The 18,858-nt window shown below is 69.8% G+C and carries 22 protein-coding genes, 1 other RNA gene and 1 riboswitch; of the genes, 13 read left to right on the top strand and 10 right to left on the bottom strand.

The genetic code is table 11. The annotated features are described in order from the left end of the window. Positions 1-34: 34 nt before the first annotated feature. The gene (locus WS64_RS15170; protein ID WP_060966785.1) at positions 35-1,849 is read right to left on the bottom strand and encodes an autotransporter assembly complex protein TamA; all 1,815 of its coding nucleotides are present in this window, start codon (positions 1,847-1,849) and stop codon (positions 35-37) included. A gap of 248 nt (positions 1,850-2,097) precedes the next feature. On the opposite strand from WS64_RS15170, the gene WS64_RS15165 reads away from it, so the two are divergent. From WS64_RS15165 to panD, 4 genes are all read left to right on the top strand, one after another. Beyond that, positions 2,098-2,286 (top strand): DUF3460 family protein, encoded by a 189-nt coding sequence (locus WS64_RS15165; RefSeq protein ID WP_006484044.1) that lies wholly within the window; start codon positions 2,098-2,100, stop codon positions 2,284-2,286. Between the two features lie 4 nt (positions 2,287-2,290). Next, positions 2,291-3,163, top strand: a complete 873-nt coding sequence (locus tag WS64_RS15160) for a segregation and condensation protein A (RefSeq protein ID WP_012329011.1) — start codon at positions 2,291-2,293, stop codon at positions 3,161-3,163. 259 nt (positions 3,164-3,422) lie between these two features. After that, positions 3,423-4,262, top strand: coding sequence for a pantoate--beta-alanine ligase (gene panC / locus WS64_RS15155; protein ID WP_059576698.1), 840 nt, complete (start codon positions 3,423-3,425; stop codon positions 4,260-4,262). 44 nt (positions 4,263-4,306) lie between these two features. Beyond that, positions 4,307-4,693 carry an aspartate 1-decarboxylase gene (panD, locus tag WS64_RS15150; RefSeq protein ID WP_006484038.1) on the top strand — a complete coding sequence of 129 codons (387 nt, stop codon included), beginning with the start codon at positions 4,307-4,309 and terminating at the stop codon, positions 4,691-4,693. A 134-nt stretch (positions 4,694-4,827) separates the two neighbouring features. Here panD and WS64_RS15145 read toward each other — a convergent pair whose 3' ends face one another. From WS64_RS15145 to WS64_RS15135, 4 genes are all read right to left on the bottom strand, one after another. Continuing rightward, a complete protein-coding gene (locus WS64_RS15145; RefSeq protein WP_060966784.1) occupies positions 4,828-5,478 on the bottom strand; it encodes a ParA family protein in 651 nt (216 codons plus the stop codon). 146 nt (positions 5,479-5,624) lie between these two features. Next, a complete protein-coding gene (locus WS64_RS15140; protein WP_060966783.1) occupies positions 5,625-6,038 on the bottom strand; it encodes a DoxX family protein in 414 nt (137 codons plus the stop codon). 147 nt (positions 6,039-6,185) lie between these two features. Further along, complete coding sequence (locus WS64_RS34905) at positions 6,186-6,323, bottom strand: hypothetical protein (protein ID WP_167351618.1); 138 nt, start codon at positions 6,321-6,323, stop codon at positions 6,186-6,188. 82 nt (positions 6,324-6,405) lie between these two features. Next, entirely contained in the window at positions 6,406-7,908 is a 1,503-nt protein-coding gene (locus WS64_RS15135; RefSeq protein WP_060966980.1) for a cobyric acid synthase, read from the bottom strand. 74 nt (positions 7,909-7,982) lie between these two features. On the opposite strand from WS64_RS15135, the gene cobU reads away from it, so the two are divergent. From cobU to WS64_RS15115, 4 genes are read left to right on the top strand one after another with little or no spacing between them, the layout of a single operon-like run. Further along, positions 7,983-8,537: a bifunctional adenosylcobinamide kinase/adenosylcobinamide-phosphate guanylyltransferase gene (gene cobU / locus WS64_RS15130; protein ID WP_060966782.1), complete on the top strand. Its 555-nt coding sequence runs from the start codon at positions 7,983-7,985 to the stop codon at positions 8,535-8,537. Beyond that, positions 8,531-9,475, top strand: coding sequence for an adenosylcobinamide-phosphate synthase CbiB (cbiB, locus tag WS64_RS15125; RefSeq protein WP_060966781.1), 945 nt, complete (start codon positions 8,531-8,533; stop codon positions 9,473-9,475). Before cobU ends, cbiB begins: the two co-directional genes overlap by 7 nt. After that, positions 9,468-10,487, top strand: coding sequence for a threonine-phosphate decarboxylase CobD (gene cobD, locus WS64_RS15120; RefSeq protein WP_060966780.1), 1,020 nt, complete (start codon positions 9,468-9,470; stop codon positions 10,485-10,487). The genes cbiB and cobD overlap by 8 nt, the downstream gene beginning before the upstream one ends. Next, entirely contained in the window at positions 10,484-11,410 is a 927-nt protein-coding gene (locus WS64_RS15115) for a cobalamin-binding protein (protein ID WP_060966779.1), read from the top strand. Before cobD ends, WS64_RS15115 begins: the two co-directional genes overlap by 4 nt. 92 nt (positions 11,411-11,502) lie before the next feature. Here the strand turns inward: WS64_RS15115 and cobC are convergent, their stop codons facing one another. The 5 genes from cobC to WS64_RS15090 form a co-directional block, all read right to left on the bottom strand. After that, entirely contained in the window at positions 11,503-12,087 is a 585-nt protein-coding gene (gene cobC, locus WS64_RS15110) for an alpha-ribazole phosphatase (RefSeq protein WP_060311894.1), read from the bottom strand. Beyond that, positions 12,072-12,824 (bottom strand): adenosylcobinamide-GDP ribazoletransferase, encoded by a 753-nt coding sequence (locus WS64_RS15105; RefSeq protein ID WP_060966979.1) that lies wholly within the window; start codon positions 12,822-12,824, stop codon positions 12,072-12,074. Before WS64_RS15105 ends, cobC begins: the two co-directional genes overlap by 16 nt. Positions 12,825-12,837: 13 nt before the next feature. Continuing rightward, on the bottom strand, positions 12,838-13,893 hold the full coding sequence (gene cobT / locus WS64_RS15100; protein WP_059646660.1) for a nicotinate-nucleotide--dimethylbenzimidazole phosphoribosyltransferase: 1,056 nt from the start codon (positions 13,891-13,893) through the stop codon (positions 12,838-12,840). 61 nt (positions 13,894-13,954) lie between these two features. Next, positions 13,955-14,770 carry an ABC transporter ATP-binding protein gene (locus tag WS64_RS15095; RefSeq protein ID WP_060966778.1) on the bottom strand — a complete coding sequence of 272 codons (816 nt, stop codon included), beginning with the start codon at positions 14,768-14,770 and terminating at the stop codon, positions 13,955-13,957. After that, entirely contained in the window at positions 14,767-15,882 is a 1,116-nt protein-coding gene (locus WS64_RS15090; protein ID WP_059646292.1) for a FecCD family ABC transporter permease, read from the bottom strand. Before WS64_RS15090 ends, WS64_RS15095 begins: the two co-directional genes overlap by 4 nt. A 42-nt stretch (positions 15,883-15,924) precedes the next feature. Then, positions 15,925-16,171: riboswitch (cobalamin riboswitch) on the bottom strand. Positions 16,172-16,325: 154 nt separating this feature from the next. On the opposite strand from WS64_RS15090, the gene WS64_RS15085 reads away from it, so the two are divergent. From WS64_RS15085 to WS64_RS15065, 5 genes are all read left to right on the top strand, one after another. Next, positions 16,326-16,676, top strand: coding sequence for an ATPase (locus WS64_RS15085; RefSeq protein WP_006478092.1), 351 nt, complete (start codon positions 16,326-16,328; stop codon positions 16,674-16,676). Continuing rightward, complete coding sequence (locus WS64_RS15080; RefSeq protein ID WP_011352906.1) at positions 16,673-16,987, top strand: cell division protein ZapA; 315 nt, start codon at positions 16,673-16,675, stop codon at positions 16,985-16,987. Before WS64_RS15085 ends, WS64_RS15080 begins: the two co-directional genes overlap by 4 nt. 81 nt (positions 16,988-17,068) lie before the next feature. Next, positions 17,069-17,250: non-coding RNA, 6S RNA (ssrS, locus tag WS64_RS15075), on the top strand. A 108-nt stretch (positions 17,251-17,358) separates the two neighbouring features. Further along, a complete protein-coding gene (locus WS64_RS15070) occupies positions 17,359-17,820 on the top strand; it encodes an EVE domain-containing protein (RefSeq protein WP_059576737.1) in 462 nt (153 codons plus the stop codon). A gap of 180 nt (positions 17,821-18,000) precedes the next feature. Continuing rightward, a complete protein-coding gene (locus tag WS64_RS15065; protein WP_059576741.1) occupies positions 18,001-18,741 on the top strand; it encodes an SIMPL domain-containing protein in 741 nt (246 codons plus the stop codon). Positions 18,742-18,858 lie beyond the last annotated feature (117 nt).

Genomic DNA, 18,858 nt, shown 5'->3' with positions numbered 1-18,858 from the left:
CGTCGTGCGTGTCGTCGTGAACAGGGCGACAGGTTCAGAAAGCGATGCCGAGTGTCAGGTACGGGCGCACGCTATGGTTGCGCAAGCCGTACGCGACGTCGACGTTGATCGGGCCGACCGGGCTGCGCCAGCGCGCACCGACGCCCACGCCCGGATAAAACACGCGCTCGCCCCACGCATCGGTCGCGGTGCCGATGTCGAAGAACGTCGCGGCGCCCCAGTCGCGGTTGAACCAGTGCTGGTATTCGGCCGTCCCCGTCATCAGGTACTTGGTCGGCAAAACGGAGCCGGCGACGCTGTTACCGATGCTCTGGTAACCGTAGCCGCGCACCGAATTCGAGCCGCCCGCGCGGAACAGCAGCGACGCCGGCACGCCCGACGAGCTGCCGCTCGTAAACACGCCGCCGAGCTCCGCGCGGAACACGAACAGGTCGCGCTTGCCGATCGGCAGGTATTGCTGCCCGCGCGCGTAGCCGCGAATGAAGGTTTCGTCGGCCAGCACGTGCTTGACCGCGAAGCCGGCCTCCGCGTGAATCAGGTTGCCCGAGCGCGGGAACAGCGGATCGTCGACGTTGCGGCGGGTCCACGCCCACTGCGGCACCAGCGCGCGGCTCGTGGTCGGCCCCGCGCCGTTCTGGTCGAGCCGGTCCTGGTAGTACATCAGCGAATACGCATAGTCGATGAACTGGCCGGTGCGCGTACGCTGCACGCCGACCCGCGCGCTGTAGATGCGCGTATCCGACACGTTGGTGTTCGTGTACGACGCGAGCACGCTGTTGGTCCAGCCCCGCTCGCCCGGCGGCATCGACAGCTGGACCTGCCCGTACTGCTGGATCTGGTCGACCCGGCCCGACACGGTCAGCGGCCATGCGGCGCCGAACGTGTCGAGATACGTATAGGAGCCTTGCACGTGCGGCCCGGTATCGGTGGCAAAGCCGACGCCGCCGCGAATGTTGTTGTACGGGAATTCGCTGACCTTCACGTGCACGGGCGTGCGCTCGGGCTTCGACGTATCGTCGCCGACGTCGATCGCGACGCTCGCGTAGTACGGCGTGTTCTGCAGTTGCCGCTGCAATTCGGCGATCCGCCGCACGTCGTAGATCTCGCCTTCCGACAGCGGATTGACGTTCGTGACGATCCTTTCCGGATAACGGCGCACGCCGTCGACGTCGACCTTGCCGATCGTAAACGTCGGGCCGCTGTCGAACGCGACCGCGAGCGTCGCGCGCTGCGTGCGCGGATCGATGCGCGCCTCGGACGACGCGATCTTCGCGCCGAGATAGCGGCGCGACTGCAGTTGCCTGAGCGCCGCGCTCTTCGCGTCGTCCCAGTCGGACTGCGTGAACGGGTCGCCAGGCTTCATCGAGAACGCGAAGCGCGTGGCCGTTTCCTGCTTCGGATCCTCGGTTTCGACGGGGCCCTTGAACGTCAGGTCGACCGTCGACACGACGGTCTGCTTGCCCGGATCGACCGCGATGCGCACGTCGCGCTTGCCGTCGCGGGTGCGCACGTCGGTGCGCACGATCGGCGAGAAATAGCCGGCCGTCGCGGCCAGGTCGCGCACCTGCTGCGGCGTGGCGGTCACGAGGAAGTCGAACTGGTCGTCGCTGATGTCGTCGCGCTTCGCGAAGCGGGCAATGTCGAGATGCGTCTTCAGGAGCTTGCGGATCGAGCGCGGCGCGTCGATGTCGACGTCGTACTTCGCATGGGCCGGCAGCGCGAAGCACGCGGCCAGGCAGCCCGCGAGGGCCGCCCGCGCGACGCGGGCCGCGGCGCCGGCGTGATCGCGCGCCGCGCGCGGGCCTGCATCATGCGCCGTGTGTGCTCGATGGTTCGACTGCCCCGCCAAATATGACCTCGCCGTGCTGGTTTGTTACGGTTTCGTGGAAAACCCTGTATTTGACCACAGGGCGCGGGCGTCACAGCCAAACGATTGTGAAAGAATGCCAGCCCCGGGCAGGGCCGCCGCACGATCCCCGTCGGCACCGGCCCGCCGATTCGACGCGCGATTGGCGCCGGCTGTTCCCCGCGATGCGGTAAAATCCCGCCATCGTGAATCCGGCGCATCGTGCGCCGCCCGAAACGGAAGATCCAGCCATGCCGTACCAGTCCGACGTCACGCAGTTCCTGAACCAGCTCAAGCAGCAGAAGCCGACGCTCGAGGAAGAGCAGCGCAAGGGCCGTTCCCTGTTGTGGGACAAGCAGCCGATCGATCTCGAGGAGCGCGCCGAGCAGCAGGAATCGCGCGTGAAGCAGACGCCGTACGTCTACTACCAGAACTTCTGACGACGTGAGCGCCGCCGACGAGGCCAGCGCCGCCCGGCAGGACGACGCGATCGCCGCGCCCGCGGGCGCCGATTCGACGCCCGACACGGTCGACGGTGTCGCGGCGTTCGCTCGCCTGTACGGCGAGCCGCTCTTCAAGCTGCCGCAGGATCTCTACATCCCGCCCGATGCGCTCGAGGTGTTCCTCGAGACGTTCGAAGGCCCGCTCGACCTGCTGCTGTACCTGATCCGCAAGCAGAACTTCAACGTGCTCGACATCCCGATGGCGCAGGTCACCGCGCAGTATCTGGGCTACGTCGACCAGATCCGCACGTCGAACCTCGAGCTCGCGGCCGAGTACCTGCTGATGGCCGCGATGCTGATCGAAATCAAGTCGCGGATGCTGCTGCCGGTCAAGAAGGCCGACACCGGCGAGGAAGCCGAGGATCCGCGCGCCGAACTCGTGCGCCGGCTGCTCGAGTACGAGCAGATGAAGCTCGCCGCGCAGCGGCTCGACCAGTTGCCGCAGCTCGGCCGCGATTTCCTGCGCGCCGAGGTGTACATCGAGCAAAGCGTCACGCCGCGCTTTCCCGACGTCAATTCGGACGACCTGCGCGCCGCGTGGGCCGACGTGCTCAAGCGCGCGAAACTCGTCCAGCACCACAAGATCTCCCGCGAGGAGCTGTCGGTGCGCGAGCACATGAGCCTGATCCTGCGCCGGCTGCAGAACGCCCGCTTCATGGAGTTCGCCGACCTGTTCGACACGTCGCGCGGCGTGCCGGTCGTCGTCGTGAACTTCATCGCGATGCTCGAACTCGCGCGCGAATCGCTGCTCGAGATCACGCAGGCCGAGCCGTTCGCGCCGATCTACGTGCGTCTCGCATACCTGCCCGCGTAAGGGCCGCCCCCCGCCGCTTCCCGTTCCCGATTCGTCCCGACGCTCGCGCTTCGCCGCGGCGGAAGGCCGTCCGGCGGGTGTCCGGCACGTCCCGATATAAAGTGAACGATCGTTCTTTTATCGATGCGTCGCGCGGCCAAATCCTCTACAATCCGCCGACGCCCGATGCGCCGCCCGCGCGCCGGCGTTGTCCGCTTCGACCCCGGCGCCGCTGCTGCGGCGCCCACGCGCACCTGCGCGAGGAACCCGCTACCCGATCATGAAAGTCATCAGCTCGATCCAGGAACTGCGCGACCAGCTGCGCGGCCAGAACCGCACGGCGTTCGTGCCCACGATGGGCAACCTGCACGAAGGGCACCTGTCGCTGATGCGCCTCGCGCGCCAGCACGGCGACCCGGTCGTGGCGAGCATCTTCGTCAACCGGCTGCAATTCGGCCCGAACGAGGATTTCGACAAGTACCCGCGCACGCTCCAGGACGATATCGAGAAGCTGCAGCAGGAAAACGTGTACGTGCTGTTCGCGCCGACCGAGCGCGACATGTACCCTGAGCCGCAGGAGTATCGCGTGCTGCCGCCGGACGACCTCGGCGGGATACTCGAGGGCGAGTTCCGTCCCGGCTTCTTCGCCGGCGTGTGCACGGTCGTCACGAAGCTGATGTCCTGCGTGCAGCCGCGCGTCGCCGTGTTCGGCAAGAAGGATTACCAGCAGCTGATGATCGTGCGCCGGATGTGCCAGCAGCTCGCGCTGCCGGTCGACATCGTCGCGGCCGAGACCGTGCGCGACGAGGACGGCCTCGCGCTGTCGTCGCGCAACCGCTACCTGACGGCCGACGAGCGCAAGGAAGCGCCCGAACTGGCGAAAACGCTGCAGCGCGTGCGCGACAGCGTGCTCGGCGGCGAACGCGACCTCGGCAAGCTCGAGCAGCACGCGCACACGCACCTGGCCGAACGCGGCTGGGCGCCCGACTACATCGCGATCCGCCGCCGCGCGAACCTGATCGCACCGAGCGCCGCCGAACTCGAAGCCGGCGAGCCGCTCGTCGTGCTCGCGGCCGCGAAGCTCGGCGCGACCCGCCTCATCGACAACCTGGAAATCTGACGGCCGGCCCGCCCGCACCTCTCACGACGCATCACGGAGACCCCATGCAGCGCCACATGCTCAAATCGAAGATCCACCGTGCGGCGGTCACGCACTGCGAACTGCACTACGAAGGTTCGTGCGCGATCGACGAAGACCTGCTCGAAGCGGCGGGCCTCATCGAAAACGAACGGATCGACATCTGGAACATCAACAACGGCGAGCGCTTCTCGACGTACGCGATCAAGGGCGAGCGCGGCAGCGGGATGATCTCGCTGAACGGCTCGGCCGCGCGCCGCGCGCAGTTGGGCGACCTCGTGATCATCGCGGCGTTCGCGATGGTCGACGAAGCCGAACTGCAGGCCGGCTGGAAGCCGAAGCTCGTGTTCATCGACGAAGGCAACAAGATCAAGGGCCATCGCGATCACGTGCCGACGCAGAACTGGACGTAAGCCGAGCGGCACGCCCGCGGGCCGCGGCGCGCGGCTGCGGCGCTGCCGTTTGCCGCCGAAGGGCCGGATACCGTACGCCACGGGATCCGGCCCTTTCTCATTGGGTGTCGCGCCGTCCGGGACGGCCCGGGCGCTCAGGAAGCCTTCGCGGCCTTCGGCGCGCGGCGCTCGGCCCATTCGACGATCGGCCGCCACTGCTCGAGATCCTTCTCGACGCGGCTTTTCGCGACGTCCCACAGCGTCAGGCCGTGCGCGGCGATCTGCACGTAGTTCTGCGTGTCGCGCACGTAGCCGAGCACCGGCAGGCCGAGCCCTTCGACGAACCGGTGCAACTGGTCGGACGAACGCGTGCGCGCATCGACCCGCATCCCGACGATTCCGACCTCGACGCTGCCCTTGCGCACGGCCTTCTCGCCGGCGAGGCGCTCCAGAAACTGCTGCGTCGCGAGAATATCGAACATCGACGGCTGCAGCGGCACGATCACCTTGTCGGCCAGTTGCAGTGCGACGTTGAGCCGCGTGCCGTGCAGGCCGGCCGGCGTGTCGATCACCGCGTATTCGAGCCCGCGCGGCGGCTTCGACGGCGCCTCCGGATCGAGTTCCCACGCCTCGATCGCCGGCAAGCCGGCCGGCCGCAGGTCGAGCCACGCATGCGCGGACTGCTGCCGGTCCAGGTCGGCCAGCGCGACCCATGCGCCCTGCGCCGCGAAATAGCCGGCTAGATTGGTGGACAGCGTGCTCTTGCCCACGCCGCCCTTCGGATTCGCCACCACGATGACCGTCATGAATTCCCTCGAAAAAGCCGCGCGGCGCCGGCCGCATGGCAGGCGCCGCTCGATTGCGGATACAGGGAGCGATGATATCGGCAAACGGGGGGTCACCGGAACCGGTGGCGCGGCACCACGCCCCCTTTCGTCCGCTTTCCTTCACGTCACGCGCGCTGGAGAGCGGCCTCCCGCGCGCCGATCGCGAACGCGCCGCCGCCCAGCAACGCCTGCACGGCCAGCGTGACGGCCCAGAACGCCGGATATTCCCAGCCGCCGTGCGGCGACGCAAAGCTCCAGCCGTTCGGCAGGTGCGCGGCCACCGCGCCGAGCATGAACGGCAGCAGCACCAGCGCGGCGACGCGCACGCGGAACCCCGCGAGCAGCGCCAGGCCGCCCGCCAGTTCGACGAACGTGGTCAGGTACGCGAGCCAGCCCGGCAGGCCGATCGACGCAAAGAACTGCGCGGTGCCGGGCAGCGTGAAGACGAACACCTTCTGCGCGACGTGCGCGAGGTACAGCACGCCGAGGGCGACGCGCAACAGCGTCGCGGCGAAATCGTTCAGGCGGTTGGGGTTCATGACGGAGTCCTTCGTGAGTGGATGGGAATGGGTCGCACTCTATTCGAATCGATTCGACCGATAAACACGCCAACCGGCTTAAATTGATTCTCGTTTGGAACGAATTGACGCGAAAAAAGGCATGACCGATCATGCCCCGCATCCCGCTCAGTAACCGTTCTTGCCTGGCGTGGCATCGCCGCCGGACTGGCCACCGCCCGGCGCATACGAATCGCACGCATGCGCCGCCGACGACACGCCCAGCAGCGCCGCAAGCAGTACGCTCCACCACCATCGAGCCCTCATCGTCACCCTCCTTCGGGCGGACCTCCGCCCTCCTTCGTTGTACGCGATGGCGCGGAAAAAGCGAGGGCGGACCAGCGCGAACTCAACGAAACTCGGCGTACAGCGCGTCGAGATCGAGGTGCTCGGCGAACGTGTCGGCCAGCCGCTCGAGCGACGCCTCGCGCAGCGCCGGATAATCGATGCGGGCCGCGCCGTCGAGCCCCGCCCACGCGAGCAGCGCCGCGCAGGCGTCGGGCGCGTCGAACAGCCCGTGTACGTAGGTCGCGAGGATCTGGCCGTCGGCGGACATCGCGCCGTCGGGACGCGTGCCCTCCTCCGGGACATCGGCGGCCAGCGTCAGCGCGGGCGTCTCGAGCGCCGGCCCGCGCGTGTCGCCCATGTGGATCTCGTAGCCGTGCACGGCCGCCGCGCCCGGCAGCGCGAGTTGCCCGCTCACGTTCTTCAGCGTCTTGTCGGGTTGCAGCGTCGTGTCGAAATCGAGCAGCCCGAGCCCCGGCACGCTGCCGGGCGCGCCCTCGAGGCCGAGCGGATCGTCGAGCGTGCGGCCGAGCATCTGCATGCCGCCGCAGATGCCGATCACCTTGCCGCCGTAGCGCAGATGGCGCCGGATCAGCGCGTCCCAGCCCGCGTCGCGCAGCCACGCGAGGTCGCGCTGCACGCTCTTCGAACCGGGCAGGATCAGCAGGTCGGCGTCGGGCACGGGGCCGCTCTTCCAGTACGTGAATTCGACCTGCGGATGCGCGCGCAGCGGATCGAAATCGGTATGGTTGCTGATGCGCGGCAGCGCGGGCACCACGACGCGCAACACGCCGGCTTCGCCGCGTGCGGCGGCGCTGCGCGCTTGCCCGGGCAGCATGTCCTCCGCGTCGAGCAGCAGCCCGTGCAGGTATGGCAGCACGCCGAACACCGGCTTGCCCGTGCGCGCACGCAGCCAGTCGAGCCCCGGTTCGAGCAGCTTGAGGTCGCCGCGGAAGCGATTGATCACGAAGCCGCGCACGCGCGCGCGCTCGCTGTCGGACAGGCAGGCGAGCGTGCCGACCAGATGCGCGAACACGCCGCCGCGATCGATGTCGGCGACGAGCACGACCGGGCAGTCGACGCGCTCGGCAAAACCCATGTTCGCGATGTCGCCGTCCCGCAGGTTGATCTCGGCCGGACTGCCGGCGCCTTCGACGATCACCGTGTCGTAACTGGCACGCAGGCGCGCATACGACTCGAGTACCGCATCGAACGCGACCGGCTTGTAGCCGTGATACGCCCGCGCGTCGAGGTTCATGCGCGCCTTGCCGTGAATGATCACCTGCGCGCCGCGGTCGCTCGTCGGCTTCAGCAGCACCGGATTGAAATCCGTATGCGGCGCGACGCCGGCGGCCAGCGCCTGCAGCGCCTGCGCGCGGCCGATCTCGCCGCCGTCGACCGTCACCGCGCTGTTGAGCGCCATGTTCTGCGGCTTGAACGGCGCCACGCGCGCGCCGCCGCGCCGCGCGAGGCGGCACAGGCCCGCGACGAGCGTGCTCTTGCCCGCGTCGGACGTCGTGCCCTGGATCATCAGCGTGCCGCGCGGCCGCGGCTCGGGTGCATTCATCGTGTAGAAGGTATCGCGAAGCAAAGGCGGCATTATCGCCCGCGCCGGGTCGCCCGCGCCGTTACAATCACGCGATGATTCCGCACGACCTCACCTTCGTCCTCGGCGGCGCGCGCTCGGGCAAGAGCGCGCATGCCGAGCGGCTCGCCGCCGACAGCGGCCGCCCCGTCACCTACATCGCGACCGCGACCGCCGCCGATGCCGAGTTCGAACAGCGCATCGCGCATCACCGCGCGCGCCGGCCCGCCGAATGGGGGTTCGCCGACGCCCCCGTCGATCTCGCGGGCACGCTCGCGCGGCTCGACGATCCGCACGCCTGCCTGCTCGTCGACTGCCTGACGCTGTGGCTCACGAACCTGCTGTGCCCCGCCGACGGCGAACCGCTCGACGATGCGCAGTACGTGGCGCAGGTCGAGCGGCTCGAACGCGCGTTGCGCGGTGCACGCGCGAAGGTGATCGTCGTCAGCAACGAGATCGGGCTCGGCGTCGTGCCGCTCGGCTCCGTCACGCGCCGCTACGTCGACGAGCTCGGCCGCCTGAACCAGCGCGTGGCGGCGCTCGCGACGCGCGTCACGCTGCTGGTTGCCGGGCTGCCGCTCGACCTCAAGGCGGGCGCCCCGTCATGCTGATGCTGTCGCTGCCCGTCGTCGCGATGCTCGCGGTCGCGGCCGCGCTCGTCGACCGCGCGATCGGCGAGCCGGCCGGCTGGCATCCGCTCGTCGCGTTCGGCCGCTTGGCCGCGCGCATCGAAGCCGCGCTGAACACGGGGCGGCGCGGCCGCGTAGTCGGCGTCGCCGCGTGGCTCGCGGCGGTCGTGCCGCCGGTGGCCGTCGCGGCATGGCTCGTCGCCGTGCTGCCGTGGCCGTTCGCGGCTGCGCTGCACGTCGCGCTGCTGTGGTTCGCGCTCGGCGCGAAGAGCCTCGCCGACCACGTCGCGCCGATCGCCGCCGCGCTGCTGCGGCGCGACCTCGACGCGGCGCGCACGCTGACCGCGCGCATCGTGTCGCGCGACACGAGCAACGCTGACGAAGGAGCGCTGTCGCGCGCGGCCGTCGAATCGGCGCTCGAAAACGGTAACGACGCGATCTTCGGCGCGCTCTTCTGGTTCGTCGTCGCGGGCGGCCCCGGCGCATTGCTGTTCCGGCTCGCGAACACGCTCGACGCAATGTGGGGCTACCGCACGCCGCGCTTCCTGACCTTCGGCTGGGCCGCCGCACGCATCGACGACGCGTTGAACTGGATTCCCGCGCGCCTCACCGCCGCGAGCTATGCGCTGCTCGGCGACACGGCCGCCGCGTGGCGCTGCTGGCGCACGCAGGCGCGCCACTGGGACAGCCCGAACGCGGGCCCCGTGATGGCCGCGGGCGCCGGCAGCCTGAACGTGCAGCTCGGCGGGCCGGCCGTCTATCACGGCGAGATCGAGGATCGCCCGGCGCTCGGCACCGGCGCCACGGCAACCGCCCTTCACATCGTCGCCGCGCTGTCGCTCGTCACGCGCACGCTCGCCCTGTGGCTCGCGCTGCTGGTCGCGAGCGGCGCACTCGTCATGGCCACCCATCATGTCTGATTCATCCATCGCGCACGGCGGCAACCTGCACGAGGCCGCCCGCCGCCACGGCATTCCGTACGACGCGTGGCTCGACCTGTCGACCGGCATCAATCCGGTCGGCTATCCCGTGCCGCCCGTGCCGGCCGACGCCTGGCGCCGGCTGCCCGACGATGGCGACGGCCTCGCGGCCTGCGCCGCGCGGTACTACCACGCACCCGATGCCGCGCACGTGCTGCCGGTCGCCGGCAGCCAGGCCGCGATCCGCGCGCTGCCCGCGCTGCTGCCGGCCGGCGAGGCCGGCGTCGCGGCGCTCGCGTATGGCGAATATGCGCCCGCGTTCGCGCGCCACGGCCATCGCGTCGTCACGCTCGACATCCGCACGGATACGCTGCCCGCGACGCTGCGCCACGTCATCGTCGGGAACCCGAACAATCCGACCGCCGAATGCGTGCCGACCGGGCGCCTGCTCGGCTGGCATGCGCAACTCGCCGCACGCGGCGGCACGCTGATCGTCGACGAAGCGTTCGCCGATACGGGCGCGACGCCGTCGCTCGCGCCGCACGTCGATCGTCCGGGGCTCGTCGTGCTGCGCTCGGTCGGCAAGTTCTTCGGGCTCGCCGGGATCCGCGCGGGCTTCGTGCTCGCGTGCCCCGATCAAATCGTCGCATTGCGCGACAGGCTCGGCGCGTGGACGGTCGGCGGCCCCGCGCGCCACGCGGTCGCCGCGGCGTTCGCCGACCGCGCGTGGCAAGCTGCCGCCCGCGAGCGGCTCACGGCCGACGGCGAACGACTGGCCGCGTTGCTGCGCGCGCACGGCTTCGCGGTCCGCGCGACGCCGCTCTTCAGCTGGACCGACGACCCGCGCGCCGCGGCGCTGCATGCGGCGCTCGCGGCGCGCGGGATCTGGACGCGGCACTTCCCGACCCCGTCGAGCGTGCGCGTCGGCCTGCCGGGCAGCGAAGACGAATGGCGGCGCCTCGGCGACGCGCTCGCGCATTGCGTGCCGCTGCTGCAGCGGGGCCCGGCATGAGTCCGCGCCCGCTCGGCCCGTTCCGTCGGCTTGCGCCGGCCGCGCTGCTGGCCGCGCTCGCCCACGCGCCGCTCGTCCACGCCGACGTCACGGCCCGCGACGACGCCGGCAATACGGTCACGCTGCCCGCGCCCGCGCAGCGCGTGATCAGCCTCGCGCCGCACGCGACGGAACTCGTCTACGCGGCCGGCGGCGGCGCGAGGCTCGTCGGCACCGTCACGTACAGCGACTATCCGCCCGCCGCGCAAGCGGTGCCGCGCGTCGGCGACAACAAGGCGCTCGACCTCGAACGCATCGCCGCGCTGAAGCCCGACCTGATCGTCGTCTGGCGGCACGGCAACGCGCAGCGGCAGACCGACGCGCTGCGCGCACTGCACATCCCGCTGTTCTTCAGCGAACCGAAACATCTCGACGACGTGTCGTCGTCGTTGCACCGGCTCGGCACGCTGCTCGGCACGCAATCGACCGCCGATGCCGCCGCGGGCGCCTTGACGCGGGACATCGCCACCCTGCGCGCACGCTACGCGGCACGCGCGCCCGTCACGATGTTCTTCCAGGTGTGGGATCGCCCGCTGACGACGCTCAACGGCACGCACCTGATCAACGAAGTGTTCGAACTCTGCGGCGGCCGCAACGTGTTTGCGTCGCTCACGCCGCTGGCGCCCGCCGTGACCGACGAGGCCGTGCTCGCCGCGAATCCGGAAGCGATCGTGACGACGGCCGCCGGCGCGACCCGTTCGAACGAAGCGCTGCCGAGCCTCGCGCGCTGGCGCGCGTGGCCCGCGCTGACGGCCGTGGCGCGCAACAACCTGTTCGCGATCGACGGCGATCTGCTGACGCGGCCGTCGCCGCGGATCGCGCAAGGCGCGGCCGCGCTGTGCGAGGATCTGGATGCCGCGCGTGCGCGGCGGCCGGCGCGCTGATTTCCGGCGGGCTGCGGATGCATCGCGCACCGATGCCCGGATGCGTACGGTGTGCGAGACAGAGCGTCGTTCACATGCAGACGCAAGTGCGCCTATGCGTCCCAGTGCACGACTTCCCACGTTCGCGCGGCATCCTCCATGCGCAGCCACACGACTCCGCCCGTCGGCACCGGCCGCGAGAGCAACGTATCGAGCGGTATGCGCAGCACATGCGACGCGAATGCGCGGATCACGCCCGCGTGCGTGACGATCCATTGCGGCCCGTCGAACGCCGCAAGCGCATCCGCCTGCCGTGCAACGCGCGCGGCGAATCGCGCGACGCTTTCCCCGCCGTGCGCGCAGGCATGCATCAGGTCGGCCGCCCACGCATCGAGCGCCGCACGGTCGATATCGTCCCAGCGCCGCATTTCCCACGCGCCGAAATCCATTTCCTGCCAATCGCCATCGCGCCGCAGCGGCGCGTCGAACACCCGCGCGAGCCGTTCGGCCACCGATGCGCAGCGCGTCAGCGGGCTCGTCCACACCTGTTCCGGCGACGGCACTCCCCGTTCCGCCAGATGCGCGCGCACGGCCCGCGCGCCGTCATCAGCCGATTCGGCGAGCGGCACGTCGCTGCGCCCGTAGCAAACGCCGGGCTCGATGCCGACGGCCGGATGACGAATCAGGACGACGTCCATCCGAGCACCACGAGATAGATCGCCAGTTCGCCCAGTTGCTGCGCGAAACCGAGACAGTCGCCCGTATAGCCGCCGATCCGCTTCACGAAATAGCGGGCCAGCCACGCGCGCACCAGCACGAGCGCCACGCATGCGGCAACGCCCATGCGCCAGTCCGGCCAGAACAGCCACGGCAATCCGAACACCGCCGCGACGCACGCCGCGCGTGCGCCCATCCGTTGCGCGACCGGCTTCGCCTTGCCTTCGGGCCGCACGTAGTCGAGCGTCGTCAGCAGGCTCACGGCCATCGCGCGGCTCGCCGCATGCGCGGCGATCATCGTCCATGCGGCGCGCAGCGGCAGCATCGACGCGAGCGCCTGCCATTTCAGCCCGAGCGCGATCACGAGCGCGACCGCGCCGAACGTGCCGATCCGCGAATCGTGCATGATGCGCAGCACGTCGTCGCGCGTGTAGCCGCCGCCGAACGCATCGCAACTGTCGGCGAGGCCGTCTTCGTGGAATGCGCCGGTCGCGAGCAGCGTCGCGGCCATCGACAGCCCGACCGCGATCGATGCCGGCAGCGCCCGCAGTGCAACGAGATAGACGAGCGCGCCCCATGCGCCGACGCAGGCGCCGACGAGCGGGAAATAGCGTGCGGCCTGATCGAGATCGCCGGCCGCGTAGCCGATCGAGCGCGGCACGGGCACGCGCGTGAAATAGCCGAGCGCGACGAAGAAGTAGCGCAGTTCGGCCCGCATGCCGCGCGCGCGCTCAGGCGTCACGATCGTCGACGCCGGCCGATTCGAAGCTCGCCATCTCGGCGAGGAACGCGGCCGCCGCGCGCACCAGCGGCAGCGCGAGCGCGGCGCCCGTGCCTTCGCCGAGCCGCAGGTCGAGCGCGAGCAGCGGCTTCGCGCCGAAATGTTCGAGCATGCGCCGGTGCCCGGCCTCGTGCGACGTATGCGAGAACACGCAGTAGTCGCGCACGCCGGGCGCGATGCGCTCGGCGACGAGCAGCGCGGCGGTCGCGATGAAGCCGTCGACGAGGATCGTCATCCGCTCGCTCGCGGCCGCGAGATACGCGCCCGTCATCATCGCGATCTCGAAGCCGCCGAACGTCGCGAGCACGTCGAGCGGCGCGATCGCATGCGAGTGCTTGACGAGCGCGCGGCCGAGCACCGCGCGCTTGTGCGCGAGCCCCTGGTCGTCGAGCCCCGTGCCGCGCCCGACGCATGCGTCGATCGGCACGTCGAGCAGGCGGCTCATCAGGCAGGCGGCCGACGACGTGTTCGCGATCCCCATCTCGCCGAAGCCGATCACGTTCGTGCCGAGCGATGCGTGCACGCGCACACGCGCCGCGCCGGCTGCCAGCGCCGTCATCGCTTCTTCACGCGTCATCGCCGGCTCCGCCGCGAAGTTGCGCGTGCCGCGCGCGAGCGGCAGCGACACCAGCCGGTCCGACGGCGGCAGCGGCGACGCGACGCCCGCATCGACGATCTCGAGCGTGCTCTGCGCGACGCCCGAGAATGCATTGATGGCCGCGCCGCCGGCCAGGAAGTTCGCGACCATCTGCGCGGTCACCGCCTGCGGGTAAGGACTGACGCCTTCGGCGGCGATTCCGTGGTCGCCCGCGAACACGATCGTCACGGGACGCTGCACGACCGGCCGCTCGGTGCGCTGGATCAGGCCGATCTGCAGCGCGAGCGCCTCGAGCTGGCCGAGGCTGCCGGGCGGCTTGGTCTTGTGGTCGATCACATGCTGCAGGCGCTGGCGCAATGCGTCGTCGAGCGGCGCGATCGCGGGCGGGAATTGGGTCGGAGTCGTCATCGAGGAGCCGTGTCGTGCGCGCGGCATGCGCCGCGCATCGGAAAAGTCGGAACAGGAAAGGTCATGGTCGCGCAGGCCATGCCGGCAGCAACGCATCGCGGCCGTTCTCGCGGATCAGCACGAGCGGATAGCCGAACGCGTCGCTCGCGCGCTCGGGCGTCAGCACGTCGTGCACGAGGCCGGCCCACGCATGGCCGCGGCCGTCGAGCAACAGCGCATGCGTCGCGAAACGCCGCGCGAGATTCAGGTCGTGACACGAAAACATCACCGTGCGCGGGCCGGCCGCGAGCCACGCAGCCAGCGCGGTCAGGCAGTCGATCTGGTGATGCAGGTCGAGATGCGCGAGCGGTTCGTCGAGCAGCATCAGCGGTGCATCCTGGCACAGCGTCGCGGCCAGCGCGACCCGCTGCCGCTCGCCGCCCGACAGCGACATCACGTCGCGCGACGCGAGCGCGGTGAGGTCGAACGTCGCGAGCGCAGCGCGCGCGGCCGCGCGGTCGCCGTCGCGCTCCCAGCCCCAGCCGCCGAGATACGGAAAGCGGTTGAGCAGCACCGTGTCGAACACGGTCGCGCTGAACGCATCGTGTAATTGCTGCGGCATCAGCGCGCGGCGCTGCGCGAGTCGTTCGGGGCGCCACGCGGCAAGCGGCCGGCCGTCGATCTCGACGTGTCCCGCGGCGGGCGGCTGCAATCCCGAGAGCGTGGCGAGCAGCGTCGTCTTGCCGGCGCCGTTCGGCCCGGCGACGCACCAGATCTCGCCGGGGCGGAACACTTGCGTGAAGCCGTCGAGCAGCGTGCGCGCGCCGGCCTTCAGCGTCAGGTCGACGGCCGTGTAGCGCATGTCGCCGGCGGCGGCGTTCAGTGCGGCACCCGTCATCGCATCGGTCTCCTCAGCAACATCCACAGGAACACCGGCACGCCGATCAGCGCGGTCATCACGCCGACCGGCAATTGCGCGGGCGCGATCGCGGTGCGCGCGAGCAGGTCGGCCGCCATCACGCCGCCGCCGCCCGCGAGCATCGCGGCCGGCAGCAGCATCCGCTGGTCGTTGCCGAACGCGAGCCGCAACGCATGCGGCACGACGAGGCCGACGAAGCCGATCGTGCCGGCCGTCGTCACGGCGGCCGCGGCGGCCAGCGACGCGACGAGATAGATCCGCACGCGCAGGCGCGCGACCGGTACGCCGAGCGCTTGCGCGGTGGCGTCGCCGCGCAGCAGCACGTTCAGTTGCGGCGCGGCCGGCAGCGCGACGCCTGCGCACAGCAGCAGCGCGCCCCACGCGAACCACGGCGCCGTCGCGCCGTTCAGGTCGCCCGTCAGCCAGAAGATGATGCCGCGCAGCCGCGCGTCGGGCGCGAGCGACAGCAACAGCGTGACGAGCGCGCCCCACCCCGCCGCGATCACGACGCCCGTGAGCAGCAGCCGCGGCGATGCATCGCGCGATTCGCCGCGCCACACCTCGCGCCTCGCGAGACCGAGCACGAGCGCGACCGAGACGAGCGAACCCGCGAACGCCGATGCGTCGACGAGCCACCACGCGCCGCCCGCGATCATCGCGACGAGCGCGAAGCCGGCCGCGCCGCCGGACACGCCCAGCACGTACGGCTCGGCGAGCGGATTGCGCAGCAGCACCTGCAACAATGCGCCGGCGAGCGCGAGCAGCGCGCCGCACGCGAAGCCCGCGAGCGCGCGCGGCAGGCGCAGCGTCGTCACGATATCGGCAACGAGGGTATCGCCGCCATGCGGCACGAGCGACGCGAGCGCCTGCCACGGCGACATCGGCACGCTGCCGATCGACAGCGACGCGACGAACAGCAGCGCGACCGTGGCGGCCAGCGCGGCCCAGATGGCAGCGGCGCGCGCGGCGTTCATGCCGCGCACGGCCGCACGCACGACGCGCGGCGCATCCGCTTGCGGGAGTCGGCCGGGCGCGACGTGGGCGCGTGGCGGACGATTGGGGTCGGCATCGAAGAACGTTCCGTGAAGCATTGCGCGCCCTGCTTCCCCGCAGGCCGCGCGTCATGGAGCCCGTGCGGGCTCCCCGTCTCGGCCGGTATCCGGGCTGGCGGCGGTCCGGCTCGCCTTCCCGCGCGACGACGCGCAGTGGCCCGCGCCCGCGTGCGACCTGCACGCGAAACGCGCCCGAGCCGGCCTGCGTCACGCGACGCGGCCGCTTACCGTTGCGGGGGCAGCGCAGGTTGGCGCGCGCGGAGCCCGCACCCTGCTTCCCGTTTAACCGCGCGTCCTGCGCGCGAGCACCGAGGCGGCGCCAGTTTAGGAGCCGGTCGTGCAAGCGTCAAGGAAGCGTCCGGACCCGCGCGAGACGCGCCCATTCGCGGCAAGAAGCAGGGGTGTTACGACTGGAAACGTTACAGATGTCGGATTGCGCGTTATTCCGCGCTAAAATGCTGGGTCTTTAGAGGACGCAGCAAATGCTCAACGAACTCGAAACCCTGTCTCAAAATATTGGCCGTCTGATTTCGCTGAACAAGCGCTATCACTCGGAACGGCTCGCGCTCGAGGAGCAGGTCGCGCAATTGCGCGCGGAAGCGGACACGGTCCGCGCGGAGCTCGCGCAGCTGCGCGACGAACGCAATGCGCTCGCGGCCGAGCGCGACACGTTGTCGGCGAAGATCGACGACGCCCAGGTGAAACTGAACGCGATTCTCGAAAAGCTGCCGCGCTCGAAGAGCGCGGAGCAAGCCGACAACCAGCTCGACCTGCTCGATGCGCAGGCGCGCACGGATGGCGATGACGCGGCCAGCCACGGAGAACATGCATGAGCACCAAGCAGATCGAAGTCTCGATTCTCGGTCAGGCCTATCGGCTCGCCTGTTCGGCCGAGACCGAAGCGGCGCTGCTCGAAGCGGTCGCGCGCGTCGACGCCGAAATGTCGAAAATCCGCTCGAACAGCTCGGTGCGCGGCACCGATCGCATCGCGGTGATGGCGGCGCTGTCGCTTGCATCGGAATTGCTGCGGCTGCAAACGAGCGTGCGGCACGGTGAAGCATTTCCGGCCGAGGAAATCCGTCGTACAATGCACCAGATGAACGAACAGCTCGGCGCGGTGCTCGCACAGCACGAGACGCAGTAACGTTTCAAACGACGTGTCGATTCCCCTTGATCTCGGCGGTCAACGGTGGTCAAATTGGCGCATCGAATCACAGTTCAGTCAGCTTCCCTGCCTGGTTCGCCAAGGTCATATATTCCTTGAACCAATGCCATGTGCACGGTTGCGGAAATTTGTAGCACGGGCGCGCGCGTCACTCTGTCTGATGTACCCGAAGTGCTGCTAACTGCGACCAATTCTGAACCTCAGGTTCAGGATGCCGGCCTAGCGGCCAAGGTGGGGGCCTATCCAACGGCATCGGGAACTCCCGATGCCGTTTCCTTTTTGAGGGCCTGCTTGCATGCGGCGCGCGCATGCAAGCAGGCCCTCATGCCCCTTCTGCGCCGATCACGACCATGCAATACTGGCTGATGAAGTCCGAACCGGACGAAGCAAGCATCGACGATCTCGCCAACGCACCGCAGCGCTCGCTGCCGTGGACCGGCGTGCGCAACTATCAGGCGCGCAATTTCATGCGCGACACGATGAAGATCGGCGACGGCGTGCTGTTCTATCACTCGAGCTGCCCCGAGCCAGGCATCGCCGGCCTCGCCGAAGTATCGTCGACGCCCTACCCCGATCCCACGCAGTTCGATCCGAAAAGCCCCTATTACGACCCGAAATCGACGCGGGAAGCGCCGCGCTGGCTGCTCGTCGACGTGCGCTTCGTGAAGAAATCGCCGCTCGTGCCGCTCGCCGCGCTGCGCGAGCACGACGAGCTCGCCGACATGCGCGTGCTCGCGCGTGGCAACCGGCTGTCGATCACGCCCGTCACGCGCGCCGAATGGCGGTTCATCACCGAAAAGTTGATGAAGTAGGCGCGCGCCAAAGGTCAAATCTGGTCAGTACACCCTGCCGTCACGGAACTCGCGGCACGTTCGCGCGGCCTAAGCAACCGCTGTCGGCCGATCGGGCCGGCTGTCGTTTTTTCGTCGCGCGGCACGCCCGCGTCGCGCACGCGTGATCCGCGTGCGCGCCCTCGCACAAGGAGTCCAACAATGACCAAGAAATCCGCACTCGCGCTGTCGCTCGCCCTCGCCGCCGCCGTTCCCGTCGCGCTCACGCTCGCGTCGCCCGCCGCACACGCCCAGACGGCGAACCCGCACTTTCCGGAGCCGGCGGGCGTGCTGTCGCTCTCGTCGCAGGCGAGCGCCGACGTACCGCAGGACATCATCCACATCACGCTGTTCTACGAGCAGCAGGCCAAGGACCCGGGCAGCCTCACCGCGCAGTTGAACCAGCGTGCGGACGCGGCCCTGTCGCAGGCCAAGGGCGTATCGGGCGTCACCGCGCACACGGGCGCGTTCTCCGTGTATCCGAGCACCGATCGCGACGGCAAGATCTCCGCATGGCGCGGCCGCACCGAGGTCGCGCTCGAATCGCGCGATTTCGCCGCGGCGTCGAAGCTGGCAGGCCAGTTGTCGAACCTGATGCAGGTCGCGAACGTCGAGTTCTCGCTGTCGCCGGAAGCGCAGCGCGCGGCCGAGCAGAAGCTCACGACCGAGGCGATCAAGTCGTTCCGCGCCCGCGCGGACGAAGCCGCGAAGGCGTTCGGCTACAGCAGCTACACGATCCGCGACGTAAACGTCGGCAGCGGCCGCAACGTGCAGCCGTACCCGCGCATGATGGCGATGGCCGCGGCGCCGATGGACAGCGCGAAGATGAGCGCGCCGATCGCGGTCGAAGGCGGCAAGGCCACCGTGTCGGTCACCGTCAACGGCTCCGTGCAGATGAAGTAACGCGCATCGCGCAGTCGCCGAAACGCAAAACGCCGGCCCGAGGGCCGGCGTTTTTCATCCGCATCCGGTATCGATGCTCGCGCCGATCGCGCGTGCATCGATACCGCGTCATGCAGC

The organism is Burkholderia anthina, from assembly GCF_001547525.1.
Taxonomy (GTDB): Bacteria; Pseudomonadota; Gammaproteobacteria; order Burkholderiales; family Burkholderiaceae; genus Burkholderia; species Burkholderia semiarida.
The sequence above is the reverse complement of the archived record's forward strand: the minus strand, read 5'-3'. Positions and strand labels throughout refer to the sequence as shown.

Coding starts and splice junctions, on each gene's coding strand:
- WS64_RS15165 (WP_006484044.1), top strand. CDS start 2,098: ATGCCGTACCAGTCCGACGTCACGCAGTTCCTGAACCAGCTCAAGCAG.
- panC (WP_059576698.1), top strand. CDS start 3,423: ATGAAAGTCATCAGCTCGATCCAGGAACTGCGCGACCAGCTGCGCGGC.
- panD (WP_006484038.1), top strand. CDS start 4,307: ATGCAGCGCCACATGCTCAAATCGAAGATCCACCGTGCGGCGGTCACG.
- WS64_RS15145 (WP_060966784.1), bottom strand. CDS start 5,478: ATGACGGTCATCGTGGTGGCGAATCCGAAGGGCGGCGTGGGCAAGAGC.
- WS64_RS15140 (WP_060966783.1), bottom strand. CDS start 6,038: ATGAACCCCAACCGCCTGAACGATTTCGCCGCGACGCTGTTGCGCGTC.
- WS64_RS34905 (WP_167351618.1), bottom strand. CDS start 6,323: ATGAGGGCTCGATGGTGGTGGAGCGTACTGCTTGCGGCGCTGCTGGGC.
- WS64_RS15135 (WP_060966980.1), bottom strand. CDS start 7,908: ATGAATGCACCCGAGCCGCGGCCGCGCGGCACGCTGATGATCCAGGGC.
- cobU (WP_060966782.1), top strand. CDS start 7,983: ATGATTCCGCACGACCTCACCTTCGTCCTCGGCGGCGCGCGCTCGGGC.
- cbiB (WP_060966781.1), top strand. CDS start 8,531: ATGCTGATGCTGTCGCTGCCCGTCGTCGCGATGCTCGCGGTCGCGGCC.
- cobD (WP_060966780.1), top strand. CDS start 9,468: ATGTCTGATTCATCCATCGCGCACGGCGGCAACCTGCACGAGGCCGCC.
- WS64_RS15115 (WP_060966779.1), top strand. CDS start 10,484: ATGAGTCCGCGCCCGCTCGGCCCGTTCCGTCGGCTTGCGCCGGCCGCG.
- cobC (WP_060311894.1), bottom strand. CDS start 12,087: ATGGACGTCGTCCTGATTCGTCATCCGGCCGTCGGCATCGAGCCCGGC.
- WS64_RS15105 (WP_060966979.1), bottom strand. CDS start 12,824: ATGCGGGCCGAACTGCGCTACTTCTTCGTCGCGCTCGGCTATTTCACG.
- cobT (WP_059646660.1), bottom strand. CDS start 13,893: ATGACGACTCCGACCCAATTCCCGCCCGCGATCGCGCCGCTCGACGAC.
- WS64_RS15095 (WP_060966778.1), bottom strand. CDS start 14,770: ATGACGGGTGCCGCACTGAACGCCGCCGCCGGCGACATGCGCTACACG.
- WS64_RS15090 (WP_059646292.1), bottom strand. CDS start 15,882: ATGCTTCACGGAACGTTCTTCGATGCCGACCCCAATCGTCCGCCACGC.
- WS64_RS15085 (WP_006478092.1), top strand. CDS start 16,326: ATGCTCAACGAACTCGAAACCCTGTCTCAAAATATTGGCCGTCTGATT.
- WS64_RS15080 (WP_011352906.1), top strand. CDS start 16,673: ATGAGCACCAAGCAGATCGAAGTCTCGATTCTCGGTCAGGCCTATCGG.
- WS64_RS15070 (WP_059576737.1), top strand. CDS start 17,359: ATGCAATACTGGCTGATGAAGTCCGAACCGGACGAAGCAAGCATCGAC.
- WS64_RS15065 (WP_059576741.1), top strand. CDS start 18,001: ATGACCAAGAAATCCGCACTCGCGCTGTCGCTCGCCCTCGCCGCCGCC.